The organism is Rhizobium sp. Root483D2 (genome assembly GCF_001426685.1).
Classification (GTDB): domain Bacteria; phylum Pseudomonadota; class Alphaproteobacteria; order Rhizobiales; family Rhizobiaceae; genus Pararhizobium; species Pararhizobium qamdonense.
The window spans coordinates 29,638-56,203 of record NZ_LMFB01000003.1; the positions used below are offsets into that span (position 1 = coordinate 29,638).

Annotated in this window: 26 protein-coding genes and 2 pseudogenes; 8 read left to right on the forward strand and 20 right to left on the reverse strand. The window is 57.0% G+C overall.

The window, feature by feature from the left end; genetic code table 11:
• Window positions 1–379: 379 nt before the first annotated feature.
• The 3 genes from ASD32_RS02345 to ASD32_RS02355 all read right to left on the reverse strand — a co-directional run bounded on the left by ASD32_RS02345 (window position 380) and on the right by ASD32_RS02355 (window position 4,279).
• Window positions 380–595, reverse strand: a complete 216-nt coding sequence (locus tag ASD32_RS02345; RefSeq protein ID WP_156383021.1) for a hypothetical protein — start codon at window positions 593–595, stop codon at window positions 380–382.
• Window positions 596–1,314: 719 nt separating this feature from the next.
• On the reverse strand, window positions 1,315–3,873 hold the full coding sequence (locus ASD32_RS02350) for a relaxase/mobilization nuclease domain-containing protein (RefSeq protein ID WP_060636303.1): 2,559 nt from the start codon (window positions 3,871–3,873) through the stop codon (window positions 1,315–1,317).
• Window positions 3,863–4,279, reverse strand: a complete 417-nt coding sequence (locus ASD32_RS02355) for a hypothetical protein (protein WP_060636304.1) — start codon at window positions 4,277–4,279, stop codon at window positions 3,863–3,865. The genes ASD32_RS02350 and ASD32_RS02355 overlap by 11 nt, the downstream gene beginning before the upstream one ends.
• A 428-nt stretch (window positions 4,280–4,707) precedes the next feature.
• Between ASD32_RS02355 and ASD32_RS02360 the strand changes: the two genes are divergently transcribed.
• Together ASD32_RS02360 and ASD32_RS02365 are read left to right on the forward strand one after the other, a co-directional pair.
• Window positions 4,708–5,391 (forward strand): ParA family protein, encoded by a 684-nt coding sequence (locus ASD32_RS02360; RefSeq protein ID WP_060636305.1) that lies wholly within the window; start codon window positions 4,708–4,710, stop codon window positions 5,389–5,391.
• Window positions 5,388–5,768 (forward strand): hypothetical protein, encoded by a 381-nt coding sequence (locus ASD32_RS02365; RefSeq protein WP_060636306.1) that lies wholly within the window; start codon window positions 5,388–5,390, stop codon window positions 5,766–5,768. Before ASD32_RS02360 ends, ASD32_RS02365 begins: the two co-directional genes overlap by 4 nt.
• Before the next feature lie 20 nt (window positions 5,769–5,788).
• On the opposite strand, the gene repC is transcribed toward ASD32_RS02365, so the two are convergent.
• From repC to ASD32_RS30530, 6 genes are all read right to left on the reverse strand, one after another.
• Window positions 5,789–7,003 carry a plasmid replication protein RepC gene (gene repC / locus ASD32_RS02370; RefSeq protein ID WP_060636307.1) on the reverse strand — a complete coding sequence of 405 codons (1,215 nt, stop codon included), beginning with the start codon at window positions 7,001–7,003 and terminating at the stop codon, window positions 5,789–5,791.
• Between the two features lie 197 nt (window positions 7,004–7,200).
• Complete coding sequence (gene repB, locus ASD32_RS02375) at window positions 7,201–8,205, reverse strand: plasmid partitioning protein RepB (protein ID WP_060636308.1); 1,005 nt, start codon at window positions 8,203–8,205, stop codon at window positions 7,201–7,203.
• Window positions 8,202–9,416: a plasmid partitioning protein RepA gene (gene repA, locus ASD32_RS02380; protein WP_060636309.1), complete on the reverse strand. Its 1,215-nt coding sequence runs from the start codon at window positions 9,414–9,416 to the stop codon at window positions 8,202–8,204. Before repA ends, repB begins: the two co-directional genes overlap by 4 nt.
• 441 nt (window positions 9,417–9,857) lie before the next feature.
• Complete coding sequence (locus ASD32_RS02385) at window positions 9,858–10,172, reverse strand: DUF736 family protein (protein WP_060636310.1); 315 nt, start codon at window positions 10,170–10,172, stop codon at window positions 9,858–9,860.
• An 885-nt stretch (window positions 10,173–11,057) separates the two neighbouring features.
• Window positions 11,058–12,563: a hypothetical protein gene (locus tag ASD32_RS02390; RefSeq protein ID WP_244490077.1), complete on the reverse strand. Its 1,506-nt coding sequence runs from the start codon at window positions 12,561–12,563 to the stop codon at window positions 11,058–11,060.
• On the reverse strand, window positions 12,494–12,976 hold the full coding sequence (locus tag ASD32_RS30530; RefSeq protein WP_244490078.1) for a ParB/Srx family N-terminal domain-containing protein: 483 nt from the start codon (window positions 12,974–12,976) through the stop codon (window positions 12,494–12,496). Before ASD32_RS30530 ends, ASD32_RS02390 begins: the two co-directional genes overlap by 70 nt.
• A gap of 636 nt (window positions 12,977–13,612) precedes the next feature.
• Here ASD32_RS30530 and vapB point away from each other — a divergent pair.
• Window positions 13,613–13,849, forward strand: a complete 237-nt coding sequence (vapB, locus tag ASD32_RS02395; RefSeq protein ID WP_060636311.1) for a type II toxin-antitoxin system VapB family antitoxin — start codon at window positions 13,613–13,615, stop codon at window positions 13,847–13,849.
• Window positions 13,849–14,250: a type II toxin-antitoxin system VapC family toxin gene (locus ASD32_RS02400; RefSeq protein WP_056319926.1), complete on the forward strand. Its 402-nt coding sequence runs from the start codon at window positions 13,849–13,851 to the stop codon at window positions 14,248–14,250. The genes vapB and ASD32_RS02400 overlap by 1 nt, the downstream gene beginning before the upstream one ends.
• A 693-nt stretch (window positions 14,251–14,943) precedes the next feature.
• Here the strand turns inward: ASD32_RS02400 and ASD32_RS02405 are convergent.
• The 5 genes from ASD32_RS02405 to ASD32_RS28820 all read right to left on the reverse strand — a co-directional run bounded on the left by ASD32_RS02405 (window position 14,944) and on the right by ASD32_RS28820 (window position 18,339).
• Complete coding sequence (locus ASD32_RS02405; protein ID WP_060636312.1) at window positions 14,944–15,522, reverse strand: PIN domain-containing protein; 579 nt, start codon at window positions 15,520–15,522, stop codon at window positions 14,944–14,946.
• Window positions 15,512–15,958 (reverse strand): hypothetical protein, encoded by a 447-nt coding sequence (locus ASD32_RS02410; RefSeq protein ID WP_060636313.1) that lies wholly within the window; start codon window positions 15,956–15,958, stop codon window positions 15,512–15,514. The genes ASD32_RS02405 and ASD32_RS02410 overlap by 11 nt, the downstream gene beginning before the upstream one ends.
• A gap of 259 nt (window positions 15,959–16,217) precedes the next feature.
• The gene (locus ASD32_RS02415; RefSeq protein WP_060636314.1) at window positions 16,218–17,066 is read right to left on the reverse strand and encodes a DUF932 domain-containing protein; all 849 of its coding nucleotides are present in this window, start codon (window positions 17,064–17,066) and stop codon (window positions 16,218–16,220) included.
• 427 nt (window positions 17,067–17,493) lie between these two features.
• Window positions 17,494–17,811 (reverse strand): single-stranded DNA-binding protein, encoded by a 318-nt coding sequence (locus ASD32_RS02420; protein ID WP_060636315.1) that lies wholly within the window; start codon window positions 17,809–17,811, stop codon window positions 17,494–17,496.
• Between the two features lie 33 nt (window positions 17,812–17,844).
• The gene (locus ASD32_RS28820; RefSeq protein WP_082546608.1) at window positions 17,845–18,339 is read right to left on the reverse strand and encodes a hypothetical protein; all 495 of its coding nucleotides are present in this window, start codon (window positions 18,337–18,339) and stop codon (window positions 17,845–17,847) included.
• Window positions 18,340–18,407: 68 nt separating this feature from the next.
• Here ASD32_RS28820 and ASD32_RS02425 point away from each other — a divergent pair, with 68 nt between their 5' ends.
• The 3 genes from ASD32_RS02425 (at window position 18,408) to ASD32_RS28825 (ending at window position 19,836) form a co-directional block, all read left to right on the forward strand.
• A complete protein-coding gene (locus ASD32_RS02425) occupies window positions 18,408–18,680 on the forward strand; it encodes a helix-turn-helix transcriptional regulator (protein ID WP_060636316.1) in 273 nt (90 codons plus the stop codon).
• 95 nt (window positions 18,681–18,775) lie between these two features.
• Window positions 18,776–19,207 (forward strand): hypothetical protein, encoded by a 432-nt coding sequence (locus tag ASD32_RS29365; RefSeq protein WP_156383022.1) that lies wholly within the window; start codon window positions 18,776–18,778, stop codon window positions 19,205–19,207.
• A 347-nt stretch (window positions 19,208–19,554) separates the two neighbouring features.
• Window positions 19,555–19,836: a hypothetical protein gene (locus tag ASD32_RS28825; RefSeq protein ID WP_082546609.1), complete on the forward strand. Its 282-nt coding sequence runs from the start codon at window positions 19,555–19,557 to the stop codon at window positions 19,834–19,836.
• Between the two features lie 11 nt (window positions 19,837–19,847).
• Here ASD32_RS28825 and ASD32_RS02435 read toward each other — a convergent pair whose 3' ends face one another.
• The 3 genes and pseudogenes from ASD32_RS02435 to ASD32_RS02445 form a co-directional block, all read right to left on the reverse strand.
• Window positions 19,848–20,993, reverse strand: coding sequence for a site-specific integrase (locus ASD32_RS02435; protein WP_060636318.1), 1,146 nt, complete (start codon window positions 20,991–20,993; stop codon window positions 19,848–19,850).
• A 139-nt stretch (window positions 20,994–21,132) separates the two neighbouring features.
• On the reverse strand, window positions 21,133–21,408 hold the full coding sequence (locus ASD32_RS02440) for a hypothetical protein (protein WP_156383023.1): 276 nt from the start codon (window positions 21,406–21,408) through the stop codon (window positions 21,133–21,135).
• Between the two features lie 88 nt (window positions 21,409–21,496).
• Window positions 21,497–22,153: pseudogene (locus ASD32_RS02445) on the reverse strand (hypothetical protein); the annotation flags it as partial.
• Here ASD32_RS02445 and ASD32_RS28830 point away from each other — a divergent pair.
• Window positions 22,154–22,416, forward strand: a pseudogene (locus tag ASD32_RS28830) (helix-turn-helix domain-containing protein); the annotation flags it as partial.
• A gap of 204 nt (window positions 22,417–22,620) precedes the next feature.
• Here the strand turns inward: ASD32_RS28830 and ASD32_RS02450 are convergent.
• From ASD32_RS02450 to ASD32_RS02460, 3 genes are all read right to left on the reverse strand, one after another.
• Window positions 22,621–22,917: a hypothetical protein gene (locus ASD32_RS02450; RefSeq protein ID WP_060636320.1), complete on the reverse strand. Its 297-nt coding sequence runs from the start codon at window positions 22,915–22,917 to the stop codon at window positions 22,621–22,623.
• A gap of 170 nt (window positions 22,918–23,087) precedes the next feature.
• The gene (locus ASD32_RS02455) at window positions 23,088–24,134 is read right to left on the reverse strand and encodes a hypothetical protein (RefSeq protein ID WP_060636321.1); all 1,047 of its coding nucleotides are present in this window, start codon (window positions 24,132–24,134) and stop codon (window positions 23,088–23,090) included.
• Between the two features lie 548 nt (window positions 24,135–24,682).
• A complete protein-coding gene (locus ASD32_RS02460; RefSeq protein WP_156383024.1) occupies window positions 24,683–26,491 on the reverse strand; it encodes a hypothetical protein in 1,809 nt (602 codons plus the stop codon).
• Window positions 26,492–26,566: the final 75 nt, after the last annotated feature.

The following is a 26,566-nucleotide window of genomic DNA, read 5'->3' on the forward strand; positions in this document are numbered from 1 at the left end:
GCCGGGCACGGTTCCAGAAACAGGCAAAACGATGTTGCCGGTCTTTTTCGTCATCCATATCGACAGCGTCACCGGTCGGCAGTCGGTTGCCAGCGGAAACTGAGATTGAAATACTCGCGCTAAGCGCCCTCGGGCTTGGTGTGGCGGATGGGCGCGGGGGGTGCCTTCTTGCGAAATGCAGCGTCCGTGTTTAGCCTTTGCCTACGACTGAAGAAGAGTTCTGCTAGCGGTTCGAAGATCGGGAGCGCCTTTGGTATCGCACGAGGCTCAGCGCCTTTTGAATGGAACCGGAAGATTATTCAAGATCGGTCGCCAAGGTTTGGTGGCGAGAACCGAGGGATGACGCGTTGTCCCCAAAGCGCTGTGCCGATGACGGCTCTTACACTTGTGAAGCGGCCATCACTTTCTGTGCGGGATTTTGGGTTAGGCCGTCTGATGCCAGCGTCGAAAGTGGGTAGTCATTCGGCAAGCTGGCTATGCTTGACCCTGCCAGGAGATTGACGATCTTTCCAACTTTGTCGCGAAGTCGGTTCGCTGCCGCTTCGACGGCCGACCAGTCGCGGCGGCTGATCCCTGCATACAGGTCTTCGATCAATCGAATACTCATTTTTGGCTGAGCTCTCCGACGCATCGGCGAATACCGGTCGCAGCCTAACTTGAATGGTTGATAGGGGATTAGGAGAACGAGGCGTATGGTCGCTGCGTAACTTCCTCCTAATTGGAGTTCCGCAGTGCCTGATACTGATAGGAAAAAACGGGATTTTGATAATAACGGGGCAATCAAGACTAGTCGGTTGGTCGAATGGGGCGTTGCGTCGGTACCGGAGAACGTTGTCCTCGAATAGGATACGTTCAATCGTAACGCGAACACGAAATTTACAACATTGACGACAAGGCACCTCATCAAGTCCAAGTTGAGATTTCGGCTTCCGCAGCCAGGGCTCTGTCGGTCCAGTCGTCAAATACGCTGATTGGGTTGAGCTCAAACTTCCGGCGGAAACAGAGAACAACGGTGCATAAGCGGAACTCCCCACTCATTCAGCATCGGCCGAGCCCTCCAACGGTGACGCGACGCCGCTTCGGAGCGATGTCCGCTTTCAGGCCAGGGAAATGATGACCTCTACGGCCGACACGACGGCGCAAAGCTGCCGCATCTCTCGGCAATTATCTTTAGACCGCTCAAGCCGACCGCAGACGACGAAACTCCGTCGTCTCACCTTCGAGATGCGCAAAATGCATGGGAACTCACCCCTCGACCGATTAAAAGCAGCCTGTGTAAGTGACGCAGATATCGCTGCGTGCTCTCCAGTATAGTCAGCGCTCGTACTCATCGCGTCCATTGTCGCGGTGACGCTCATGCTCGGTCGGACGAATGCGCTCACGATGCTGTTCATCCTGCACGCCTTTCGCGTCCACCGCCTGCTCGCGTGCTGCCCGGGCCGCTCGACCTGCAACAATGGCGTTTTGCTGGACCGCGATCGCAGGATCCACACTTGCGGGCGGCTTCCGGTTTTGATCTTGGCCGTCGCCCGCTCGAGCAGCTGCCGACGTTCCCCCTCCTCCGGAAGTATGCATCACCGATGGTATCTGCTGCATTTCGATGTCTCGGCGCTGTTGGAAAAAAAGCGCGGAAATCTCGCGCCGCATTTCCTCGACCGCCTGGCGCTCGCCACTACTGTTGACCATCGTGTCAAGGCGGTCCATGGATTTGTTGGCGCGTGCGACGCGTTCATCGAACTGTTCCAGCGAGAGCGGCATAGTGTTTTCCCTTCGATGTTTAATGTCTGAAACCAAAGTCATTAGTTTCGCCAACGGCGCGGCCGGTTCCGAAGTCGCCGTCCGAGCGGATTTGTCGAAGCGGCTCTGCAGCCACGGCGTCGGATAACCGTTCATGCCAGCGCCGGCCGCTTCGACTGAAACAGCGGCTCTGAGCCCGTGTCCAGACAACTGGCGCTCGATATTCTTGACCACGGCAAGGGTTTCCGGGCCACGGCCAACCCTATTCTGTCTCTTCAGCTCCCGCTCAATCTTGCTGAAGCTAGCATCGATCGGCGCAAGAAGGAGGACGGTGCGACCTTGCACCGAGAGGAACCGAGCATCACTGTTCAGCGCACGTTGAACAGTCTTCGGCACGGAGCCGCTGTCATCGGCACCGTGGATCTTGAGCTCCACAAGCACGAAGCCTTTCATCGGGCGTGGCGAAAGCTTCGGCGCTTTTGCCGAAGCCGCAGCGGCAAACCGATCGGCAGCATCAATCACTGTGGATTTCGCACCCACCTTTTTCAACGCGTCCACAGTCGCTCGCCATTGCTGGGCCATCGCAAGCCCGCCGTCTGCGAGCGAGGAGCGGTCAGCGACACCGGCCTGCTTTCGCTCGACGCGCCTAATGAGTGCGGATGTCTTGAGATAATGCGGATCATTAAGACCACGTTGATAGGCGCCGGCCTGCGCCTGGCTGTACGGCCGCGTTGCCGCGACGTCGGCCCGGCGGGTCGCCACCATTGCGATCCCATGCTCACGCGCCTTTGCCGCGAACCGCTCTCGCCATTGATAAAGCTCGGGCTTGATCAACCGCAGCGCTTTGCCAACATCATCGCGGGCGGAAATCATCGCATGGACGTGCACATGCCCGGTTTCCGGATGATGCGCCGTGACCCACCGGTGCCCTGCGACTTGCTCGCTTAGAAAATCGCGCACGGCCCGGTTCATCGCCTCCGCATCCGTCCCCGCCCGGGCGGAAAAAATGACGTGAAAGGCATTGCGCGGCTCTACGGTGCGAATATGTTCAGACCAGCTCTGCCAAATGCCATCTGCTGCGTTCTTGATAGACGTTTCGTGCTTTACCGCTTCGCCCGCACTCGAGGTGACCGGTCTTTCGCCACGAAGAAACTTTTCGAGGAAATAGCGGCCCGACTTTTCCGAAGTGGCAGCCCCAAGAACGCGAACCTCCGCCCGTCTGCCCGCGTCCGCCAACCGAGCCGCAAGATCCGCTTCGGCAGTTTCCGCCAACCGCACCGAACCGTCGCCCTTCTCACGGGCTTTCATAGCGACAGCCAGTTTTCCCGCCGGCAGGTCCGTGACCGCATAGACAGAAATCTCGCCGTCGGGGCGACGGGAATAAAGGAACGGCTTTGAGCCGAAGGCGGCGTTCAGTGCCTCATGAAGATCGTCGTCTCCAACGGGTTCGGCGAACTTAATGGAGATGCTCACCACCGCGTTTACAGCATAGGGCTTTCGGAACTCAGCGATCCAGTCAGCTAGAACGGCCGCGCGCTCCTCCCTGCTTGCGATGGCGATCCCGTCTTGATCAATGACAGAAACGTCAACCCTCTCCTTTCGCCCGTCTTCTTTTTCGATCTCCCGCGTTCCAAGATAGGTGAGCAGGCCCGCGGCGGAAGCGCGGCTGGAAACTGTCGACGTGACTTTAATCACAACCGGCTGGGCACCGGCAGCAAGCGCCGCCCGGCTGGCAACCTCCGACGATGCCTTGTCTTGCAACAAACGCCGAGTGGCGATGGGGTTGGCTTGACGTGCGGCGCTACCGCCCCCTCCTCCGCCCCTGCGCAGTTCGTCGTCCTCTTCCGGACCCCTGGGTGACGCCAACACACCGACGAGCGCGATGACGTCCTGCTGAGAGGAGCGCGCTGGCTGCAGGATGGAGGCGATAGTCTGTTCCCCCGATGGAACGGAGATCGTCGCGGCCCTGGCTGCAAGCCCTGTTGGCAGATACCGCTTCCCAGCGCGATCACCGGGCGCGACCGGACCACTCGCCCGTCCCGGGCGTCGCTTATCATCGTCGTCCAGCAGCGAAACGGCCCGGCGCGCCGAATAGGTATCGATTTCACCTAGGAGGCTTGCCCACTCATAGGCCATGTCCGCCTCCTCTGCGCTCTTGCCGGCTGATCCGCAGCATCAGATCGACGTCGGCCCTCAGCCGAAACACAGCGTCCAGAAGCTTTCGCAACGCTGCATCCAGATGCGGTTCATAGCCGACCCGGCCTTCGTTCATGGCCCTAACAGCCTGGTTGAGATTAATACCGACCCGACGCAGTTCTTCGTTCGTGCCCCGCAGATGGTCGGCTTCGACCGGTCCGACAGGCAACGGAAGACCGGCTTGATCGCGGAACAGCAGCCGGATGACGTCACTTGCGGTCCGTGTTTCTCCACACAGCGCCGCGAGCGCTTGCCGCTCTTCCGGCTTCATGCGGACCCTGACCACCTCGCTTCGCATCACTTCCTCTTCATTGCCATGGGTGCCGGAGGCGCCACAGAGCGCCATCTGGCGCGAACACCAGCATCGCCGGCGGCGGGGCGTCGAGTTTGTACCACAAACTTGACTATCCTGCCACAGAGAATTAATTATAGTTTTCTATTTGCACTGTCAACTCACACTCGCGGGTGAGACCCACATGCCGTTTATGGCCGGCGACCGGCAATGGGTAATTGAAATGTTGGCAATTGCCCATTGTTAATTGAACAGTGGTCGTTAGTGCATGGCAATGAACAGATAACCGTTGTTAATCATCAATTAATGCGTCAACAACTGCTTACGGGCAATCATCAATGGGTCGTTGCCCGTTGATGTTGAACAGCTGGCAATTGTCGATCATCAATCGTCACCGGCCAATTAGCAACGGGCAACTGAAGCGTTGCCAGAAGGGGCCAGCGCAGTTAATTATAGTTTTTTTTCGAACGAAAGGAGCTTCCATGATCGTCACCATTGCGAACCCAAAAGGCGGGACCGGAAAAACCACCCTCGTGCGGGCGCTGTCGGGAACAGCTGCCCATGCCGGAAACAACGTGTTTCTCATCGACGCTGACAGCCGTGCCAACACAATGCGATGGGTGACGATGTCGAAGCACATGGACGTCTGGCCCGATAGGCTTGAGGCGGAAAGCTGCCTGGATCCGGATCGCATCTACAAAATGGCGTTGGATCGACAGCGCGAGGGCAAGATCGTCTTTGTCGACATCGAAGGGACGACAAATGAAAATCTCTTCGCGGGTCTCTATTGCGCCGACGTCGTCCTCATTCCCCTTCAAACCACCCAGGACGACGTGGTCGCCGGGATGCAACTGGCGCTCAATCACATTCCCGTCGTCGAAGACGATCAAAAGCGCAAACTTCCCGCTCTGATCGTCATCAACCAACACGATCTCGTCACCGGACGCGCTAAGGCGAATGCACCGCTTCGCGAAATCTTACGGGAAAGTGGCGTTGCGCTTGCCTCGCAGCCCATTGCCCGTCGTGCTTGCTATCAATCGATGGGCGCCGCCGGCACGCTCCAGACCGTTGCAACGCCCGACCCGAAAGCCATTGCCGAGATGGAAACGCTGCTTGGCGAAATCCTAACCCTTTACAGATCCACCGCCGAGGGAGTTCAGGCATGAGTGACGGACCAGACAGCAAGAACCTTGTTCTCGGGCTGATTTCGACCAACCGGCAAAAGCTATCCGTGCGGGAAAAGCAGACCGCCTCCCCTCCTCCGCAAACCGAAGACGTCCATCAAGCCTCGACTAACAAGCCGCCGATTAGCCGTCATCAGCTTCGCGACATGGTCGCCAAGGGCGAAAGCCGCGATCCGATCGCCGGCAAACGCTTCCGAGACACAGAAAAAGTAACCACCGGTATTCATATCCGCGCCGACGTTCACAAGACGCTGAAGATCCTTGCCGCAATAGAGCGCCGCAAGTTCAACGCTTATATCGAAGAGGCGATCGACGACTATCTCGAAAAGATCGCAGACCGAATCCCCGACATTTCCTGACCAGGTGGACGCGGGGCTCATCATGCGCTCCGCTTCTCATCCCCGGCATTCGCCCTGATCGCCGCCATCAGCATCGGCCCGAGACCGAACTCGCCGCGCGCCGACTTTCGGGTCAAGTCACGCAAGTAGCCGCCGGCCGAGGTGATATGCCCTGCCCGCTCAAGGATGCAGGCAATTGCGACTGCCGCATTTTCGGCCCCCATTATTTCGCAGGCCTCTTGGTAGGCCGAAGGACTGACGCCGAGCATCGACCGGACCACAATGGCAGCCGACATCAAGTCACGCCAATGGTCTATCCGGCCGCCTGGGGCGTAATCCGCCATTTGCGGGCATGCCCTCAACACCATGCTCAACGGGAACGCCTTCAGCGGCTCGGTCACCCGTTTCGGTTTGAGCTCCGGCGTTTCGCCCTGCTCTTTGTCAGAGCTAGGTTCAAGTTCATAGATGGATTCGGGATTTGAATTCTGTATGTGACATCCGTCTTGGATAGCATTGCCGTCGGTTTTTTCTGCTTTTAGCTGAATTTCCAGGACGTTGACGATTTCCTCACGAAGCATTCGCATGTCTTCGAGCACGGCATCAACATCGTGGCGCCTCGGAGCGCGCGGGAGGCGCGCAATAAGCCCGACATACATCGCCTCGATCTCTGCCCAATCGCCGTCAGCGCCCTCTTCCATGGCAGCGGAAATCAGCTTTCGCACATCGCGCCGGCAAAGCGTCAAAGCTTCCTTGGCACGCTTGAACCGCACGCGCTCTTCAGCAACTTGCTGGGCAAGACCAGCCAGCTCGGCAGCACGCGCACGCAACGGTGCCAGGTTGAAGCCGAACGCGTCCTCGATGTCCCCTCCCCTGCTCCGATGCGCATAACGTTTTCCGTTCGGGCTATCGCGGCGCTGGATCAGACCAGCCTCAACGAGCACACCGAGATGGCGCCGCAGTGTTGTGCCGGCGATGCCGTGCGCCCGGATCGACAGCTGCGTGTTCGACGGGAATACGACAAGACCATTGTCGTCCGAGAGCTCAGTATCCGGATAGAAGCTCAGCAACGCGTGCAGCACTGCGAGAGATCGGTCCTGAAGGCCAAAGACGTCCTTCGCCTCACAGAGATCCCGGAAGACTTTCCACTTATCTACGGGCTTGCTCTCGCTACGCTCAGTTGTGTCCAGCTGACCTTTGACCAAGGCAAGCGTCATCGGCCGCCGCCCAAAGGGCGTCGTCACACTTCCACTCTGCATTTTCTTCACCTCTCAAAAGGCAAAAGAAATCCGCTCACCAAAACGATGCCAAAGACTCTTGACTGTGATTCGTGAAAATGCGATTCTCAGATTGCTACATGTGAGGAAGGCTTCCACGACGGAAACGTTTGGGGGCCTTTTTCTTTTGCGGTTGTCTCTCCTTCGACCTTGCTTAACTCTTGCTGTGACCCCCCGCCCTATTGCGCAGGGTCGGCCGATTGATATTCGCGCATCAGATCCGGCATTCGATCCGCCAGCCAGCGCGCAAATGCTGCCTCTTTTTTGGGAATGATCACGGTCGTCCCAGAAGACGTAGACTTCATACGCCCAAAAACTCTTTGGTTAAGAGCGAAGTCGCGGATCTCATCCTGTGCCTTCCCTTCGCCGTGCTTAGATATCTCACTTGCAGCTCTGATTGCCTGCGCGATCCGCTCCGCTCCATCTGCTTGCTTAAACTCTGGTGTTTTAACAATCCGGCGCACAGCCTCGGCCTTGTTCAAACTTTTCAAGAGGTCCGCAAATGCAGTCCACTTGGGGCGGCCCACGCCTTTTGCACGACCAATAGAGTAGACAATATCTTCAGGAACGATGTCGGTGACCCGGAACAGGTGCGAAATAGCCGCCTCAGACAAACCAAGGATGGGGCATATCGCACGATGAGAGAGTCCTGCGCTTTTTAGCTGCACGGCCCACATTGCCTGCTCAATCCAGGTGAGGTTCTCTCTAACGCCGTTTTCGAGAGACTGCTCCTCAATAAGCTGACGATCTGTAAGATCACGGACGTATGCCTTGATCTTAACGGCCTCCGGTCTTTCGGCGTCCGCCATGATCGCCTTGACAGCTGCCCAGCGACGGTACCCGTAAGCCAGCTGATAATGATCGCTCTTCGTTGGATGCGGCCGGACAAGGATTGGTATTTTCTGCCCTTCGCTTGCAATCGATAACTTCAGCGCCTCAAGTTCTTTGTCAGCCTCTTCGTCATTTTCGAAGCGATCCTTGTAAGGAGAGCGCTCCACTTTCGTGGGATCGAGGGAAATAATGCTGTCCTCGGTCAACTGCGAGAGCACTCTTCCCACGTTTGAAATGACCGGCGACGAGTGGCGTCGCGAAGGTAGAGCCTTGTCCAGCGCCTCAGGGACTTGGGCCGTATCACCGCGGATTTCGGCATCCGCTGCCATTCTTTGAAGTATGCTCTTTTTCATGCGCTACGCCCCCAAACCTTGTGGATCAGGTGAAGGATCTCGAAGTTAACACGATCCGCGCTTTCGATCGCTCGCTTCAGCGCCTCCCGACCAACCTCGCCGACTTCAAGCTCGTAAAGCGTTTTTTTAGCGACGGCTGCGCCAGCAATAGCAGTCGACTCCAGAGCCTCCGCCACGAGTACGTCATCACCAAAAAGACGTCGCATGACTCCAGACATGTACTTCTGCGGTCCGTCGTTCGGATTCACACGTGTCAGAAGGAACCGGAAAAAATCATGCTCAAACTGGGCGCCGAACTGGCCCAGCGTCTCGGAAAGATCGGAAATCATGATCAGGAATTGATTGCAAGACGCCACGTCGAGCATGGCTGGATGAACCGTCACGATCAGCGACGTCGCTGCATACAGTGCTGCGAGTGTCGAATAGCCAAGTGATGGCGGTGTGTCGAGAATGACGATGTCATAACGATCTTCCACACGCGCCAGCGCATTGCTTAGCCGTTCGAAAAAGAGACCGAGGTCGTCCCTGTTCCTCTGTGTAAGGTAGGAAGGGGTGTCAAACTCGAAGTCCATGAGTTCGAGGTTTCCTGGCACCAGATCGACGCCTGGGAAATAAGTGGGTCGAATGACATCTGCCAAGGCTCGGCGCTCGTTGTCATAGCGTATCGCCGCATAAGCAGTCTCATTTTCCCCGAGATCAAATTCCGGTTGGATACCAAAAAGCGCCGTCATGGACGCTTGTGGATCCAGATCCATGCACAACACCCTGTAGCCCTGCAAGCCGAGGAAATGGGCCAGATGCATCGAGGTCGTCGTCTTCGAACTTCCCCCTTTGAAATTCGCGGTGGCGATGACCTGCAGCTTCTCGCCCTTACGGCGGTACGGCAAAAGCTCACCGGCATCATCCGGACGAAGGGTAGCGAGAAACGAGCGCAGCTCTTTCACCTGGTCTACCGTATAAGTGCGCCGATTGTTCTCGGCGCGCTCGGGTACAGGTCCCTTCCCTTCGATCGTTAGTTGCCGGAGAGTGCTTTCAGGTACTCCCAGCAATCGTACCAGATCGAGGGTCGAGAATGTTCTCGCGAATGTTTTTCGTGCGGCTGGCGGATAGACTGCTTCGCGCATATCTTGAAGCTCCGCCGAAAGCTTCGACGTGTACGCCTGGATCTTCGATGCGGTATCTCTGACGTTATGAGAAGCCGAGTAAAGCATTAAATCCCCTTGACGGTTATGGTCCCGATACGAGACCCTTACCGTCAGAAATGCCAGAGAGACTCCGATTCTTCAAGTGGTTTTTCGTTAATGAAAAGTTAACATCACCGGTCGCCGGCGCAGGACTTTACAGTTGTAAAGTTCAGCGCGACCTGTAGTTCCCACTTTGGCGAGCGGGGAAGCGAGAGAGCAGCGCTTGAGCACCCTTCGCTTTTGGAACAAATGAGCTGCATGAAAACCGTCTCTTGCGGCAATTCAACGGATTGCAGCCAGTTCCATACTACCGCGCGAAGGTTTGCCACCCCGAGCTCCACCAGCGCCACCACAAGCTTTCGACACCGGGGCCACAGCGTAGCACCGTTCTGCATGTCTGCCCCACAGGGTCGATGACTCAGGCGATCGTTCAGGTACGGCCCCGCACTTGGGCCGTACCTTGCTGGATCAATCCCAGGGAATGACGGCCATCAGATCGTCGTCTTGGCCCGGGAAGCGCCCGAGATTGGCATTAAGGCGTCCGTATCCGGTATTGACCGAGAGGGTGTAGTAGTCACTGCCGTTCTGATTGATCTTCTTCCAGATGCCGCCGATTTCTACGGAGCGTCCCCTAGGGGTCTTGGCAAGGATGCGATAAACGGGCGCTTTCGGGTTGGTGCTGCTGATTTCTTCGCCGGTCAAATCGATGTCGTAAGCCATGGATGCGATGTTGCCCGAGAGGCCGGTTTCGGTGAAGCGGATGAAGTTTACGAGGTCGGACATTGCTGTATCTCCTTTGTTAGCGTTGCCGATGGACACGACAAAAGGGCGGGAACAGGAACGGCCGCACCCGAAGGGTCGCAGCACCTGAGAGCGGGACGATTTTGCAGCGCGAGGAGATCTGTACGATCGGGGAAAATCGTTCCGATCGAGGGTTGCGGGCGTGACGACCGGCCTTAGTGATCCATCTGAAGGCATCGCATACAAAGGAGATCAGCGCAGACGTCTCCGGATATAACGCCGCCCGTTTCACCGAAGCCGGCATCGCCACTCATCGACGCCAGACGCATCTACCTGACATCGACGAGGCGATTAAACACCACTTAGCGGACGAACCATCGGCATCCTCGCAACGACATTCGCCGAGAGCTGGGGCTCATACGGAACTGACTGCATCTGGGAGGAAGACCGATCACGCAGCGAGCACATCGAAACATCGAGATCGGCTCCACCACCATGCCATCTCGAGAGCCTCCCCTGACAAGATCGCAGGTCTTCAGGACAGGAACACTGATTGCGCTAGCGATTTACAGCTGCGCGCGGTTGCGGGCACGATCACAGTACGCGGGATGAAGATTGTTCCTTTCGCATTTAAGGGAAAAGCCGTTGCTGACGGGTCCGACAACAAGCAACATCATCCGCGCCCGATCACATGCGGCCTCATCCAGCCAATGTCGTACCGGAAATAAACGCTCGCGCGAGACAGGCGCCCGCGTGATTCCAGCGCCGCGGATACTGCTTGCGAAGCAAAGCGCGGGCCGGGGTTCGATGCCCTGGACCGCGCTCGCGGGCGGAAATGTGTGTAGGGTAGGTCAAATAGGTGGCTCTGTTTTAAACAGGGGCCGACCGCGCGGAAGAAGCGCGACCGGCTGGATAGCATCGGCGGGGTTATTCCGCTGCCATCGGCAGGGACTGGGCCTCGTCGTCGTCGATCTCGACGTGCACCTCGGCGCTCGGGTCGAATGCAATGCGGATTGGAGCCGGGAGCCAGCCGGTACCCACAATCAGCCTGTCCGCGATCAGCACGGCCTCTGTCTTCTTACCCGCTGCCTTCACGGATAGGCTTGCGTCTTCGCCCTTGGCTTCCGCCACAGCGAGAGCAATGCTTTGCCGATTGATGTGATTAAAATAGCTGTCGGCGGTCGTCTCGAACCAATCCGTCATCCGCACATTGAGCGCACGACCAAGCTGGTTTGCCTGCTCGATACCAGATCGGCGGTCAGTGAATTTCTTCTCCACGGCGTTGACGGAGTGGGCTGCCGCATAGGCCAGCAGGAGCAGCAGTTCTTCGCGGCTCTGTGCAAGGCACCACTCGAACAGGTCGGCAGGGTTTCCGGGGATTTTATGCCCGTAGTTTTCCTGTACGCTGTCGAAATCGGCAACGGCCCTGCACTTTTCCGGCGATTTTATCGACCCTTCGACGCGCTCATAAGTCAGCGACACTTGCAGGGCGCTTTGCTCGGACACATAGCTGGTGTAAGCAACACGCAGCAGCATGGCGTGAACGACGGCGGCAAGCGCCACATCGGGATTGTGGACCAGCTCGACGCGAAGCGCTGCGGTCTTCTGTGCCGTCAAATCCTCAATCAGGGTTGCCGGGTGGGTAAGCTTCGAGGTGTTATCCTTTGCTTTAACGCTTGCGGGGGCGTTCCCGTTTTCGCCTTCGTCCGCGTCTGCGGCCTCGTCCTCATTCCTGATGATGCCGATCGCCGCTTCCAGCTTGCCGTGATAGTTGACATACAGCACGATGCCGCTTCTCGCCTTGTCTTCGGCCAAATATGTTTCCTTGCTTTCGGAAATCTCGTCCAGCCGCCGGTTGATCGCATCAACGCGCTCGTGTGCGCCCTCCTCCTGAGCCTCGTTGTTGATCATTTCTGCCAATTCGTCATGCTCTTGGCAAAGCGCGTCGTATTCAGCTTGAACTTCGTCAGAAAGCTCGACCTCCACCGGATAGGCACGCGGTACATTGAACATCCATTCCGGGCGTTCGGAAGTCGCTTCCACCCATTTCCAGCCTTGCTGACGATATGGCACCGTTGCTTCTTCCAGCTTCTCGGATACGAGCCTGTCGAGCAATGCGACATCAAGCGCATAACCTCCGCCGTCCGCGTCAAACAGATCGCGGCGAACGGTTCCGCCTACCTGCTCATAGGCATCCAGCCCCCCGACGAATTTCACCCGCCGGTCCGTGCTGGCAACCTCGTCCGTCAACAGGTTCGACTTGATCCGGCTTGCATGACGATCCCATGTGGATAGGCCATTCCAAACCTGTTCCTGTCGCTCATGGTCGTCGGAAACCGTGAAGGCGGAAAGTTGCTCGAAGGTCATCTCCTCCTTGCAGTAGAGGTCCAACAGTTTGGGTGAGACCTTCGCCAACGCCAGACGGCGGCGCACGATGATTTCCGTGGTTCCAAAACGGGCGGCAAAGTCAGGGATCGCCTTGCCCTGATCCGCCAAGCGCTGAAGGCCTCGTAAGCATCCACCGGGTGCATATCTTCGCGCATGACATTTTCCGTCAGGCTGATTTCGGTAGCGTCGTCACCATCGCGCACTTTGCACTCGACCGCGTGGTTCTTCTGAATTTCGCCCTGCTCCAACAGCAGCAACAATGCCCGTCTGCGGCGCTCTCCGGCCGTGACGAAATACCGTCCCTTCTTTTCTGCGGTCCGCACGACAAGGTTTTGTAGAACGCCGTTGACCTTGATCGATGCGGCAAGCGCCGCAATGCTCTCGGTGGAATAGGTCTTGCGGACGTTCTTGGGGTCTGCGTCCAGCTTGTTCAATTCGATGATGATGGTCGTCGTCATGGTATGATCTCCTGATGTCCCGTTTCCTTAGGGTTTCGAACCCGCAGTGGGCGAAGCCTTCTTCCTTTGGTCCGAAGGACGTGCTCACACGTTCCTCGGAACGAAGGGAGGGGGCGTAAGCCCGCTCCCGGTAGGGCGGGGATCGGGTCATGGGTCGGACGGGGAGAAAAAACGGAAGGTTCGGCGCTCTGGCGGTGAAAGCCGTTTTTTCTCCACGGCCGACAGCGCCCTGGCGCGCTTGCCCATTGGCGCGAGCACCGACCTATCGTAAGAGCGGCATGTCAAGGAGAAGACACGCATACGCTCCTGCAGATGCTCCTTGCAGATGTGAGCGCGAGGTCGCGCTCTCAATATCTCGCCAGTCGGCCTGGACGAGTCTTGCAAGAGATCGTTTCTCGAATGTGGAATCCAGTTACATGGGGTTTGATGGGCCCGAACACGGCGCGACGCTTTATCAGTGAGTTGCGTCTCTTCGATCGCAGCCGCAGATCTCAACGCATAATTCCGTCGGGTGAGCACCACGTGACCCGGCACACTAGCAGGATCGCAAACACAGCACCATATGTACACACCAAGGATGTACATATTTCAAATAATGGAGTATGGTACATCCACGTACACACAAGGATGAGCGCTATGCACATCACGAAAGCTTTCAAAAACGGAAATTCGCAGGCCGTGCGTATCCCGGCCGAGCTTGCTTTCGACCGGACCGATGTCGAGTTGGAAATCGAGCGCGTCGGCGACGAGCTTCGCATCCGTCCTGTGCATCGCTCCCTGGCCGGCGTTCTGGATGTATTCGCCCGCTTCTCTCCGGATTTTATGCGTGACGGAAGAGGGTCCCATGAGCAAGACGAGCGGGATAAGATCTGATGGCGCGCTACATGCTCGATACGAATATGTGCATCTACCTGATGAAAAACCAGCCGGAGCAGGTCGCCCGCCGCTTTGCCAGTTGCTATGTGGGAGACGTGGTCATGTCGGCCATCACCTTCGCCGAACTCGAGTATGGTGTATCCGCATCCGATGATCCCGCACGGGAACTTGATAATCTCGCAGCCCTGGCCGAACTGATCACGGTAGAGCCGTTTGGGATTGCCGCAGCGCGTGCCTATGGTCCGGTTCGAATGGCGACAAGAGACCGGAAGAAAGATCATCTCGATAAACTGATCGCGTCGCATGCAATCGCCCTCAACACAGTGTTGGTGACCAACAACACGCGCGACTTCCTGGCGTATACCGGACTGAAGCTCGAAAACTGGTTGGACGCGTAACGCAGAGAAACGAGTTAACCCGTCCCAGCGGCTATGCCGTGAGGGGCGGGAAGGGAGGGGACCTTGCCGGCGTTCGTGCCGGTGCGAGTGCCAACGACCAAGGCACGATCAGCGAAAAATGAAGAGTATCGGAGAAATCAGCATAGCGCCGCTCCCGGGCGGGATTTCGGGAATTCTCGACGCGCAGTGAGCGGGAAAAGGCAGCCGCAGGAGCCTCAACATAGTGGCCCGAAGGGGAGGCGGGATCGACTACCGCCGCACGCTGCGCACCGTTTGCATGGGCCAGAAACAAGCAAAAAAAACAAACGCCAAAAACGACCGTTTTCCACCAAGCTCCGGAAAACCCTACGGCGCTATGTGGGAGCGCGGGTTTCCTCCGCTTGGCTGCGCTCGTCCTTGCGGCTCGCTCCGGCCGCGGGCGCGCCGTCTGACGGCGCTGCGGCTGGAAAACGGTCGAACAATACCGCATAATGAACTCCACGATAGCTGTGAGTGCCCTCAGCCCTGGATCCAGGACAGGGGAGGGGAACACACCTCGCTTGCAACGAGCGCATATAATGACGAGCAAGCCCGGTGGGCCGGAAGGAAATGCGAGAGTGTGGGGCTTGGCCGTACCCCGCGAAGCTATCAGCGCTCAAAGCCCAGACCACTGGTTTTTTATCCGTGCCGGCTACGTCGCTGTGGAGCAACCGATCAATCGATCCTTGTCGCATTCTGGCGGAGGATTGCGGCAAAAGCCGCAAGACCCTGGCGTTCCACAGCTCCAACAAAATCTTCGCTTGAAGGCAACGATTTGCGAAGATTGCCTCGGGCACGAGCGACACTGTCGATCAGTGCCTCGGGAAACTGCCCGTAAAGCTCGACCAGAAAAGCATCGGGCGTGATGCAAGCCACGCCATGCGATCGGAGATTTTCGATAGGAAAATCCTTAATATTCCAACTGACGATCAGTGTTGCTTTTCCGGTTATGGCGGCCGCCAGGACGTGCCGGTCATCCGGATCGGGCAAATCCAGTTCGGGAATGAGAGATTGGTAACCACGGACATCGGCTTGCGGCAAAACATCCTTCATCCGGTCGCGCGTGACCTCAAGTCGATCCACCGTGACATGCGGAGCGTTTGCGGCGAGATTGCGTATCCACTCTGCGTGAATGTCGTCGGACCAGTGCGCATCGAAAAGACCGTCGAAAGCGGCCTGAACAAGGAGGTTGCGAAGATGGAAGGGATAGAGAACGCAGGCATCAAGGACCGCGACAAGCGGTCTAGAGGCCATGGGTGCCGATCAAGTCCTCTGTATCGTCTGCCAGCGCCTCAAGAGCCTTTTGACGGGCGTCCAGTTTGGATTTGAGTGTTAGGACGTCTCTCAGCAACGCGCGGCGGTGCTTGCCCACGTAGCGAAAGGGCAGATCACCCCGGTCCATGCGAAGCACGACAAGAGGTCGGGAAATCCCGAGGATCTCGGATGCATCTGACGGGCTCAACTCCTGATCCTCGGTGAGGAGAGCGACATTTTCCCCACGCGACAGCCGATTAATCAATGTCTCGATGGCAACGGCTGCAGCCAGTGGCAGCGCCAATGTTTGGTCGACACCGTCGCGGCGTCGGACATGCAGTTCAATGCGATCGCCTGCCGCCAGTTTCGGCAGGGTCGCAACTTGTCTCCGGTCACGGTCCGACAGACCGACAAATTTCACGACGTGGCTGGCCATAGCTTGATCTCCTGTGCGGTCAATATAGAGGTCGCAGCAATTAACTGCAATAACTGAAATTCAAGGCTTGTGTTCAAAAGCAATTTGGCAAGCCATTTCGCGCCGACGGGCGGGAAGGGAGTGCGAGGGGTGGGGCTTTGGGGCACCCCTCGAAGCTGACCCGCCGCTTCGATAGCGGCAAGGGACAGCTACCACGGCGTCCAAAGGAGGGAAGGGCAAAGTGCCGCCGTTACCGACGACGCCTTACTCGGCAAGGGGTTCAAGCCTTCAGCGCTGCCATCCGTTCGCCCAGAAGCCAAAGCGCCTTGTTCAACTTGATATCCTGATCGATGCCATTGACGCCGCGAGACTTCATACGGCGCGGCCTGCCGAGATCGTCTCGGCCGACGCCCCGCAATCCGCCCTTGATGGCGTTTTCCTGAACCACGTTCCAGACCGTCCAAAGATCCTCTGCGCGATCATCATGGCGGCGGGGAAGCAGCAGCTGCTCGGCTTTGATTGGCGTCTTCGTCTCGCCTTCGTTGTCGCCAAACCGCAGCAGATGGGCGGCATCGGCGAGAATATTGGATTCCTCACGATTGAGCCTGAGGGTCGCCCAGTCCTGCGGAGCGGCAAGCGTGCGTTCGGCCTCGCCCAGCACGCGGTAGGTGCCTTCGATGACCTTGTGCTGCACGTCGCCGGAATGGCGGACCTTGATGGCGTCGATTGTGCCGGTTTGGGTGACCAAGGAATTGAGGCATCGGACGCGGAACAAACCGGCCATCAGTTCATAGGCGCTGCTCCCGTCATTGGCGTTTTTCAGCAGGATTTCGCAGACGGTATCGCCGACATTATAGACTTTGCCATCGTCGATCCGGCGCATGCGAATAAGATGCTTGGTAAAATCCGCCTTGCCCTCGATGCGGCTATTCGATTGCTTGGCGCCAACCGGCATGAAACCCTCTTTCATGAGGCCGCGCAAAACCTCGATAGTCGGGATCGGCTTAAAACGTTCCGACCGGCTCTCATGGGCGCTGACGGCAAAGATGGATGGCGCGATCTGGCGCATCTTGGTCTCGGTCATGGCGCGGCCGGTATCGAAGCGGGCGGTCTGGGTGTAAATGCTCATGGGTCTGTCTCCTAAATTTCCGTTTCCCGAAGGGGAGCCCTGTCGGGCGAAGCCTCCCCGGTCTTTCCGGGAGAATGGCCTCTGACATTCCCCCGGACAGAGGGGGAGGGCGATAGCCCGCCCCACGGCGGCAAACGGGACTGTCAAGTGGCGTGGCGCGGAAGGCGGGGCATCTTCTCGGGCCCGACCAAAGGCGGGCTGGCGCGGAAGATGACCCGACTTCACGGGCCGCTTGACCGGCCTGGGGGACGATGGCATGTGGCGCAAGAGACATGCGGCCCGAACGGGCCTCAATTTCGGGTGCGAAGCGACCGATCGGACAAGCGATCGTCACCGGCATCGGCGAAGACGGCCGCCGGCGGCTTCGTGCCATCGGCATAGAGCGCGGGCGGCCGGAACGCACGATGGCCCAACAGGCGAAGGCGGCTCAGGCGCCCTTCTTGGCAACAAGGTTGAACAGCTGAGCGATAACGTCTGTGGTGTAGACCTGTTCGCCGTCGCGCTCGTAGCTGGAATTGGATATCCGCGATTCGACATAGACGAGATCGCCGGAACCGACGTTCTGTGTGATCCATTCACCCTGTTTCTTGTCGAGAATGGTGACCTGGACCCAATCGGTAGCGGTCTTCTTCTCCCCATCAGCTTGCCACTCACGGTTCGCGGCAATGTTGACCTTCAGCACATTTTTGAGTTCCACCAGGTTCCCAACGTGGCCGAGAATAGTATGACGATTAACGTGTCGCATCGATTTAAACCTTCCTTAACCGGAAAAATGCGTTTATTTGTGGAGCTCGAACCAATGCCGCTCGGTTTGACCTGAGGTTTCATTCTTGATGTCAAAGAAATAGGGCTCTGACTTGAGCGGTCGGGATATGGAGACCGTTTGTATGCAACCTTGCTGTCGATCAGAGTTATAGAAGCCGTGCGTCCTGCCCTGGCACACATTGACTGTCTTGATGCAGAAGTTTTGCTCTCCGCCAAAACCGTTCCTGTTATGCCGACTCCCTGCCTGATAACCCTTTGGACATGCAGCATAGCGTTCAAAGCCAGGGGAGCCTGTGCCGGCTGCCGGGCAGGTTGGCCAATCGAAACCGGGCTTCTTCATCGCCGAGATCAGCCGCGTCATCGGCGGATGGCAGGAAGCGACGCCGCGCCAAGAGGGGTTGGACGACGCTGCGCACAGCAGCACTTCGCAGCCCCATTCGCTCGCCACTGCCGGAGCAACGGGCACAGTTGCCCATACAGACAGAAGAATTCCAACGACGACGTTCATTCGTTTGACTTTGACCAACGTGGGCACCTCTCACATCACACAATAGAAAATTAAATATAATTAATCCTATGGCAACGAGCAAGCGTAAGAAGACCGATACTGACCTGGGAACGATGATCCTGCGAAACATGGCGATGACCATGGAGCGCGAGCGGGAGAAGCGCGGCCTCAATAAAAAGGAAATGGCGAGCTTGTGCGAGATCACGTCGCCTTACTATCTGCAGATCCTCGACGGTTCCGCCAACCCATCGCTGCAGGTCATCACGCGGATCAGCACCAACCTCAAAATTCCGTTGCAGGTGCTGATGATGGGGCAAAAATCCGAAGCCAAGGTCGATTGATCAGCCATCGCGCCTTGCGGTTTTAGAAAACTATAATTACTTCTGTCATCTGTCCGCTGCGGATGAGATTCATCCGGACAATGATGGGAGTAACCGTGGCCTCAAAGCACCCGCTTATCGCCGTCCTGGTGCTAGCGACAACAACGGCTAACGCCGCGGATAATCCCATGTGGCGAAACGGCTTGCTATGGACATGCACATTTTCGTCGATCATTCGCTGTGAACGATCAACTGACTGCTCCTCGCACCCGGATCGAGGAAGGATAAAACTGAACTACCCGGAAAACAGTCTTGTCGATCAAACGGGTCGAAGCCGTCCCATCAAGCGTCACTACGTCCAGACGGTTGCGGGCAGTCCGATCGGCAGCGAAGTGAAAATTGAGCTGGCAACCAACGAAGTGGTTTGGCTTTCGGCCGCCGACGGGGGAGGGACGTTTTCCGACAACTGGACCGGGGCCATGGTTTCGCCAGGTGCCGGTGTGATCGTGCAGGAGCTACGGCCATTGATCTGCGCGCCAGAACAGTGACGGCCAGAGGGAAGGGGCCAACTTTGATGTGCATGGGCCAGGCCCTATAGGGCTTAGCCGATCCCTTGGAGGCCGGGCTTCGATCAGGCGGTAAGCCGAGATACGCGAGGGCGGCTAAGGCAAAACTTAAGAACCCGGCTGGACACGCTCCTCTATTAACCCTCTATTAACCATAGCAGGTTAAAACGAGCGAATGGTTCAAAGCGATGATCCAGTCGGAATGCCTCCCAAACAAAAAGCTCGTTGCTGTGATCCGGCAATGGGCTTTTTGCATTTATGTATGATCAGCGAAATTGTGTTAATCTTGTCATGGTTCAAACAGCGGATCCGACAAGGCGAACGAGACAATGCTCAAAACCGATACACGCCAAGCCAAATGGCGGCGTGCCAACCCCGGGAAATACGAAGCACACCTTGCAGTGCAGCGGGCTGTTAACGCCGGCGACCTCGATAAGGAGAGTTGTGAGGTATGCGGCGTCGAAGCGGTTGATGCCCATCATGATCAATACGACGAACCTCTGCGTGTAAGATGGTTATGCCGTCAACACCATACGCGCCTTCATCACTACGGCGAGGATATGTTTCCGCTTAGGAATTCCCCCCACACGTCCGGTGCTGTCGCTGACTGATCGCTGAGGCGTCACAAACCTGCAGCTTTCGTCAAATTGACCCGGAACCGATCCCGTCGTCTCTGATATCTGCGGGTCATCTCCGCGGAGGCGTGGCCGAGCTGTTTCTGGACGTAGCGTTCGTCAACGTCAGCCGAGGATGCGAGACCCGCCCGCAGCGAGTGGCCGGAGAACCTAAACGCGCGCTCGATCTCGCTGAGATCGCCGCGAACACCGGCCGCCATCGCAGTCCGCTTCACCAGCCGGGCGACTTCCTTGTCGTTCAGTCGCTCCGACCCGATGGCTTTGCCTTGCCTGGTCACACGGCGAAACAGAGGGCCATGCGCCAGCTTGGCGAACTTGATCCAGGTTTCGACGGCCACAATCGGACACGTGGAGTTTGACGAGCCACGGCCAATTTCGACCTCCCGCCAGCCCGTTTTACCGCGCAGGGTGACAAGCATACCCTTATCGAGGATCTCGATCCAACCGCGGCCGTCTTCGGTTTGCTCCGCCTTCAGATCAAGACCGACGATTTCGGAGCGGCGAAGGCCACCGGCAAACCCGATCAGCAACATGGCGCGGTCGCGCAGGCCGCGCAGGGTACCGCGCTCCAGTGTCTCGACCATAGCGATGATATCCTCCGCCAACACCGCTTCTTTCTGGACCGGCGGCTTTGCATGACTGTTGCGGATGCCGGCCATGACCGTCGCAATGTGCCTGTCTTTGCGATCAAGCGCGAGGCCGCGCTGGGCATAGTTCCAGCTGAGGGAGGAGAGGCGCCGTTCGATGGTCGAGACGGAGCTGGCCTTGTCGCCCCGCGCAGCCGTGCCAATGGCACTGCCGGAAGCGCAGGCTGTGATGTAGAGCCCGACGGTTTGCGGGTGCGGGGGGAGGGGAGACAGATTGGACCGCCGGCACCAGGCGGTAAAGTGTTTCCAGTCTGAGGCATAGGCCTTGCGGGTATTGGCGGAACTGGCAGCTTCGACGTAACCCCGGGCGCGATCAGCAAGGCCTGCGAGATGGGCTGGCGTCTGATCCCCGCCGACGAGGGAGGGGAGGGGGCTGTCGCCCGACACCTCCGGCGCGGAAACATCACCGCCGGAGGCTGTGCTGAGAGATGGCGCTAGGGTGTGCTCGACGTGATTTGCGCTGTTTTGCTCGATGATTTGGGCCATTTTCTATATAAACAGTAAGACGTCCGATAATGCAACATTATTGGACGATATTGCATGAGGATGGGTGGTGCGGTTTCAGTGCGAAGCTTGACGATAAACTGCACATATCGGCTCGGTGATTTTGCGACCAGAAGTGCTTTTAGTCGATTCGTTTGAGGGTTTCCGGCACCTGATAAGCAGTCCCCTCGACGAGCAGACGACGGGCAGTTGTGATCGCGTCTTTATCGTCCACACACTCTCCATCCCGGCCCAACGTCCTGATAGTCTTCATTTTCTTCTCCGACACGAGGATATCGGGATAGCGGTTTGATTCAAGGCGCCCCATGGCGAGCGAGCGCTCGATCGTCCGGAATTCCCCAGCGCAATTGGTATCCCATTCACCCTGGTGCCCTGCGACCATAATGTTATCGAGCACAGGTTTCAGTTCGTTGTTGTCTATGACAAAGAGCTACAGGACTGTCTCGCCAAACGGATTGGGCCTAAAACTTCCGCGCCGTTCAATGCGCAAGAGCGCAGAACATCAAGCCGAGATGCTCGATCTTCTGCGACGCTGTTTCCTCTCCCCATACCCCGTTCCTCTGAAAGAAGATCGCCGTCAGCGTCGAGGTCTTGAAGCGGATCAGATCAGTCATTTCTATGGCCAACCGCAGCGGCGCGTCGACGACGCCTGACAGAAGATCAGGATCTTCGAACGTTTCCTTAGCATTCTGGTTTGCGCTGTTCGCCAGGCATTGCGATCGAGGCGACAGCGATCCACCGTCATAGGTGATGCCTGGAAAGCGGATGGCGTAACGCTGCTTGACCGCTGCGGCCTGGTAGCGCCGATAGTCTGTCGAGCCCGAGATGATGACCCGGCGCACACATTCTAGGATCTCCTCCCGCTTGGCGAAGGGCAGGCTGCTGAAATCGTCCTGCGGATTCCATGCGATGCGCCGCCGCTCTGCGTGGCTGATGTCACCCAATTCATGGCCGTAGAGAGAACGGGATTGGTGCTGCAGCTTCGCCTTGAAGTATCCGGCCGACAGGCGGTATCGCTGCTCGATGCGTGACAGGATCCAGATGTTCGCAACCGATCGTGGAACGCGCTCGCCCTGTACCCAGGAAAGGAGGGTCTTGTCGTCGAAGGTTTCGCCCAGGCGAATGACGGCGCGATAGAGTTCGCGCATGGATTGTTGGCGGCGGCCGAGTTCGGCATGAAAGAGCATGACCGGTTGGCGCTCGCTTGGCGATGATCGAACGCAAATTGTCGGGAAGACGAACATGTTCAAAACTACCGGAGCTGGTCGAGCTTGTGATGGCAAAACCGTTGGTGTCGGCCGGGATGGTGGCGAAAACGCTCGAAGTGAGGCCGTAGGCGGCGCGGCGGATCGTTTTGGAACTCGGCCTGCGCGAGATCACCGGGAGGGGGAGGTCTCGGGCATGGGCTGTAGCCTCGATAGCTTCTGAAACGATAGCATTATGTATCGTCTTTAAGCTCGTAAGGCATTGCTATAACTGCATTTCCTCCACTCATGCGGTGGCACGTGAAGGCGCTAGGTGGCAGTAAAATGCACGCCGGCCGAATTCCGCCGCCGCTGCCACGGGCACGATGTTGGCGGAGTGCGATAGGCCGACGGGTCGGCGGGCGCTAGAATGGAATGTCGTCGTCCATGTTGCAGTCGGGTTGATACTCTATCCGCTTTGGCGGCGCCTCAAGCTTCTTCTGATCGGGTGGCGACGACAACTGGTTCTGCTCAGGCTCCTCGCCCTTGGCTTTACCCATAATGCTTTGAATACGTCGCAGAAGCTCGTTGACGGGAGCAAGTGCGCCGTTCGTGGCTTTCTCTGCCAGGGCCGATAAATCGAGTGCCATGAGCATGGCGTTGTCGAACCGGGTGCGAGATCGGTCTACATCGGCCTCGAACGCGGGAAGTTTGATAAACAATGAGTTGCGTCCTCGTCGCAACGGACGACGGTCAACTCTTTCGGATTACGGCTTCGTCATAGTTATTTAAGGGAATCCGTCAAAAGGTATTTGAAGGTGCTTTAAGATGCTCGAAATTGCATTGCCTCGCGCTGGGCGATAGATAAGGTCTGGGAGAATTATAGCTGGGGCTAGTACGAGAATTCGTACCAGTAATCCTTCATCAAGGCGTTGGCCGTGGAATTCAGCAGGTTGGCTTCAATGACGACATCGGACACCCCGCTGACGGAGTTGACGATCCGCTTCAACGAAAGTGCCTTGTTTGGCTCAGACATTCCCAGGGCGGTGGCGTATATTCGCTTCCGGTTGCTTCCACCATCTACATTCATCAGTTCCATATTCATCATGCCGAATGAAAAGCCCAGATAGACCAGCTGCTCACACTCGCTGATTGCGCCACGCATGTCCGCGAGCATCTTCTCGTCGTCTACCCGTTCGGTGAAGGTGCGGATTTGCCCCGCTGCATGATTCAGAATCTCATGCTCGGCGGGCCAACCATACTCAGAAGAAGGCATCCCTGTTCGTTGCCATGGTAGCCCGCATACCTTCCCATACGGATGGAAAATCTTCAGCTTTTGGCAAAGTTCGGTGCAGTCCTCCCATGAGAGGCGCATATACCTTATAAGCCACCAGAGAACATAATGTTCGATGCAGCGGTCGTAGTTGAACGTGATGAAAGTCACGTTCTCGAAAATCTTGTCCAGCCGATCTAGCTGCACATTCTCGGTGAGGATTTTGCAAAACGTGTTGTGCCAGCTATCCGGAGCATGAGTGAAGTCGATTTCTGGTCGCCCATGATGCTCGTGATAGATTTTGCTTTTGTGTTCGGCCTCCAGAATACTGGCGGCGATGCCGAATTTTCCTACCGTAACAACGTCTTCATCCGATGCGTGGGTGTGCAGATAGTTGTCGATTGAAATAGCCTGCGGCATTGCAGATCGAACAGCCTGCGCCGCTATCCAGTGACGATGCATCTGCTGATTTATGTCTCCTCCAGCCTTCTTAGCTCTGTAGACAAGAGCCTTCCGAAGAACATCATCCCCACTTCCGACACCGCGCCCAGGCTGGGGAAGGTCAAGTTTCTTTGCGATAATGCCTTTCAGCGTCTCGCCTACCGGCAAGCCGAGTTCGAAGCTCCCACCGGCTCCGACGACAAAGACAATTTTTTTGTTGAACATGGACGACTCCGGCGCTGACCATACCACACTATCGCCGCGCCGAGCTGCTGTGATATACGAATAGCCTTCAGTTGAGGTAATCCACAGGCTGAACGCTGAACTCTGTTCAACGGAGCGCGATGGGCAGTTCTGGGTGCTGCCTCGATGGCCTTATATTCAATCGTTTGGTGAAGCCACAGGCTCACTAACTCTCCCGCCAACGCTGCGCGGTAATTCAGGTTATTCATCCACATTCGTTTCCTGACTGCCTTTATAGCAGTTCTTGGGCGATATCGTTCCAGCCCATGTTGTAGCAATTTCAGGCGTGCAGGTGGGTCTAGTTTGATGCCAGGGCGGGCGCTGCAATTCGTTACCTGTGTTTCGGCCTCGCCTTTGACCACACCCAAGGCGTCGAAGACTGACCCCCGTTCCAACGTAATAATCGCTAGTTGTCGCCGAATATTAGAATAGGTTGTTCCGGCCCCTGATGGCTCGGTTTCCTCCCGCTGGGAGTAAGCCGCTCCTGCTTCATCATTTGTTGCGGCTACGGGGGCTGGGTCGCTGCCAATTTAGCTCACACTTTGTCGTTCCACGCTTGACCAACCAGCCGTCTCCGGTGTGGGATCGTCGATCGCGAAGTCGCCGTAGAGCAATCCGATGAGGTAATCGGCAGTTGGCACTGCCTCGGACAAGGGGTTCGCCGTTGTCGGGAGCTGAGCACCGGCTTTCCACGCGAACATCAGGTCTTCTGAAACATCGATCAAATATTGAGCGTCCTGCTCATCATATACTGCCGACGTATGCGCATACGGGTTGCGCACATGTTGCACCAGCTTCGACTGAAGCTTGACCACCTTTGTTCGATCGGACAATATTGTGTCGGGAGCAGTCCCTCGGAGAGAGGCTGAAACAACCACAAGGAGTGCTGTCAAATCGAGCTTCGCTCCTACCTCAGGCACCCTGAATTTTCCCGGCCCCGCGAAGAAATCCGCGTATGGCAGGCTTTGATCAAGCTCCGGGGCAGACGTATATTTGATATTGCATCTCGCGGCGCCGATACCCTGCATGATTGCCTCAGGAACCGTTGCTAACGCCTTGACCTTGGCAGTTGCCGATTGAAGCTTTTTTACCTTTTCGATGAAAGCAGAAACAAAGTAAATGAGCATTGCCTCATGCAGTGAATCGTCCGCTAACACCGTTAATTTGTCAAGTTGCGCCCTCTCTCCTTTACCGAAAGCCGCTGCTATCATTTTGGAGTAACCCTCGAGTTGGCAGGCCCAGTTCCGGACGTTGACGGGTGTGTGTTCATTTCCTGCAACTAAGGTGGCACTTCGTCCCACACGATCCCATTCAACGGAAAGCATGCCAATATCTACTCCTCTGCCAAGAGTGGCCAGCAAGTTTACGACATCCGAGAAGCACTTCAGGCGCGGATGCGCATGATGCATCTCAGAAAGGCACGCTGAGGCACGTTCGTAATCCTTTGCCTGGAGCGCCTCCATCGAAAGTTCGTAGCCCCTCCAGTCTGGCTGACCATTCATGATAGCCCACCGCGCCAAAATAGGCGTGGACGCCACCGACCCTGTCGCAGTCTCTTTTACCACAAATGCTTTTAAGGCGTTTGCTTGCAGTATGCTCTGGTCGGCAAGCGTGAGCGCGCCCAGGCCCAATCGGGCAAGTATTTCTCCCGATCCATCCATTATCTCGGAAAAAGAGCGCTTCATGAACGTGGCAACATGATCGCCCAAGCTGGCCAACGTCGCGCCAATCATGTCAGCCTCACCCGAGAGTTTCGCTTCGATGAGACGTTCGTAAAAAAGATCTGGACCACCGCCCAGCTGGTAAAGTCTATACGCCTCTCCGGTCTTGAGCCCGCGTAGGATCGCGCTTGCGACAAAATCCTCCTTGCTGAGCGGCGTCGGAACAGCTCTGTCGTGATTGTCCCCATATGAGGAGCTGACGAATGCGGAGGTCGGGGCCATCTGCTTGCGCATTTGCGCATACGAGATTGGTGAAATGGCAATCGTGGTTATCTGGAACTCGTGCTCCAATGATCGAAGGGTTGACAGAGTCGATAGCAGGTGATCGTCCACGATATCGACGAAGGCGTGAAACCGCTCGATGATCAGTATTGGGTAGACACCCATCTCTAGGGCTTGCTCCACAAGCTCGAGCAAATAATCGCTTGGATCCTCCAATCCTCCAGCATTCATTTTAACAGAGCATGCCTTCCCTAGTAGAAGACCAATGCGCTTCACGAAATGCCTGCTGGATGATGTTGTGTCCGGGGAAATTCGGAGGACAACGGGCCGAGCGTTCGAGAATTTTCTGGGAACAATGAATGATTTTTCCACTGTCTGCTTGAGCAGATCAGCCAACCCTGGCTCGGAAATTCCATGAGGAGACAAAACCAGATAAGACCTACCTGGAGACGCTCTCCAGGTGGCCGTCGC

Coding starts and splice junctions, on each gene's coding strand:
- ASD32_RS02350 (WP_060636303.1), bottom strand. CDS start 3,873: ATGGCCTATGAGTGGGCAAGCCTCCTAGGTGAAATCGATACCTATTCG.
- ASD32_RS02355 (WP_060636304.1), bottom strand. CDS start 4,279: ATGGCGCTCTGTGGCGCCTCCGGCACCCATGGCAATGAAGAGGAAGTG.
- ASD32_RS02360 (WP_060636305.1), top strand. CDS start 4,708: ATGATCGTCACCATTGCGAACCCAAAAGGCGGGACCGGAAAAACCACC.
- ASD32_RS02365 (WP_060636306.1), top strand. CDS start 5,388: ATGAGTGACGGACCAGACAGCAAGAACCTTGTTCTCGGGCTGATTTCG.
- repC (WP_060636307.1), bottom strand. CDS start 7,003: ATGCAGAGTGGAAGTGTGACGACGCCCTTTGGGCGGCGGCCGATGACG.
- repB (WP_060636308.1), bottom strand. CDS start 8,205: ATGAAAAAGAGCATACTTCAAAGAATGGCAGCGGATGCCGAAATCCGC.
- repA (WP_060636309.1), bottom strand. CDS start 9,416: ATGCTTTACTCGGCTTCTCATAACGTCAGAGATACCGCATCGAAGATC.
- ASD32_RS02385 (WP_060636310.1), bottom strand. CDS start 10,172: ATGTCCGACCTCGTAAACTTCATCCGCTTCACCGAAACCGGCCTCTCG.
- ASD32_RS30530 (WP_244490078.1), bottom strand. CDS start 12,976: ATGACGACGACCATCATCATCGAATTGAACAAGCTGGACGCAGACCCC.
- vapB (WP_060636311.1), top strand. CDS start 13,613: ATGCACATCACGAAAGCTTTCAAAAACGGAAATTCGCAGGCCGTGCGT.
- ASD32_RS02400 (WP_056319926.1), top strand. CDS start 13,849: ATGGCGCGCTACATGCTCGATACGAATATGTGCATCTACCTGATGAAA.
- ASD32_RS02405 (WP_060636312.1), bottom strand. CDS start 15,522: ATGGCCTCTAGACCGCTTGTCGCGGTCCTTGATGCCTGCGTTCTCTAT.
- ASD32_RS02410 (WP_060636313.1), bottom strand. CDS start 15,958: ATGGCCAGCCACGTCGTGAAATTTGTCGGTCTGTCGGACCGTGACCGG.
- ASD32_RS02415 (WP_060636314.1), bottom strand. CDS start 17,066: ATGAGCATTTACACCCAGACCGCCCGCTTCGATACCGGCCGCGCCATG.
- ASD32_RS02420 (WP_060636315.1), bottom strand. CDS start 17,811: ATGCGACACGTTAATCGTCATACTATTCTCGGCCACGTTGGGAACCTG.
- ASD32_RS28820 (WP_082546608.1), bottom strand. CDS start 18,339: ATGAACGTCGTCGTTGGAATTCTTCTGTCTGTATGGGCAACTGTGCCC.
- ASD32_RS02425 (WP_060636316.1), top strand. CDS start 18,408: ATGGCAACGAGCAAGCGTAAGAAGACCGATACTGACCTGGGAACGATG.
- ASD32_RS28825 (WP_082546609.1), top strand. CDS start 19,555: ATGCTCAAAACCGATACACGCCAAGCCAAATGGCGGCGTGCCAACCCC.
- ASD32_RS02435 (WP_060636318.1), bottom strand. CDS start 20,993: ATGGCCCAAATCATCGAGCAAAACAGCGCAAATCACGTCGAGCACACC.
- ASD32_RS02455 (WP_060636321.1), bottom strand. CDS start 24,134: ATGTTCAACAAAAAAATTGTCTTTGTCGTCGGAGCCGGTGGGAGCTTC.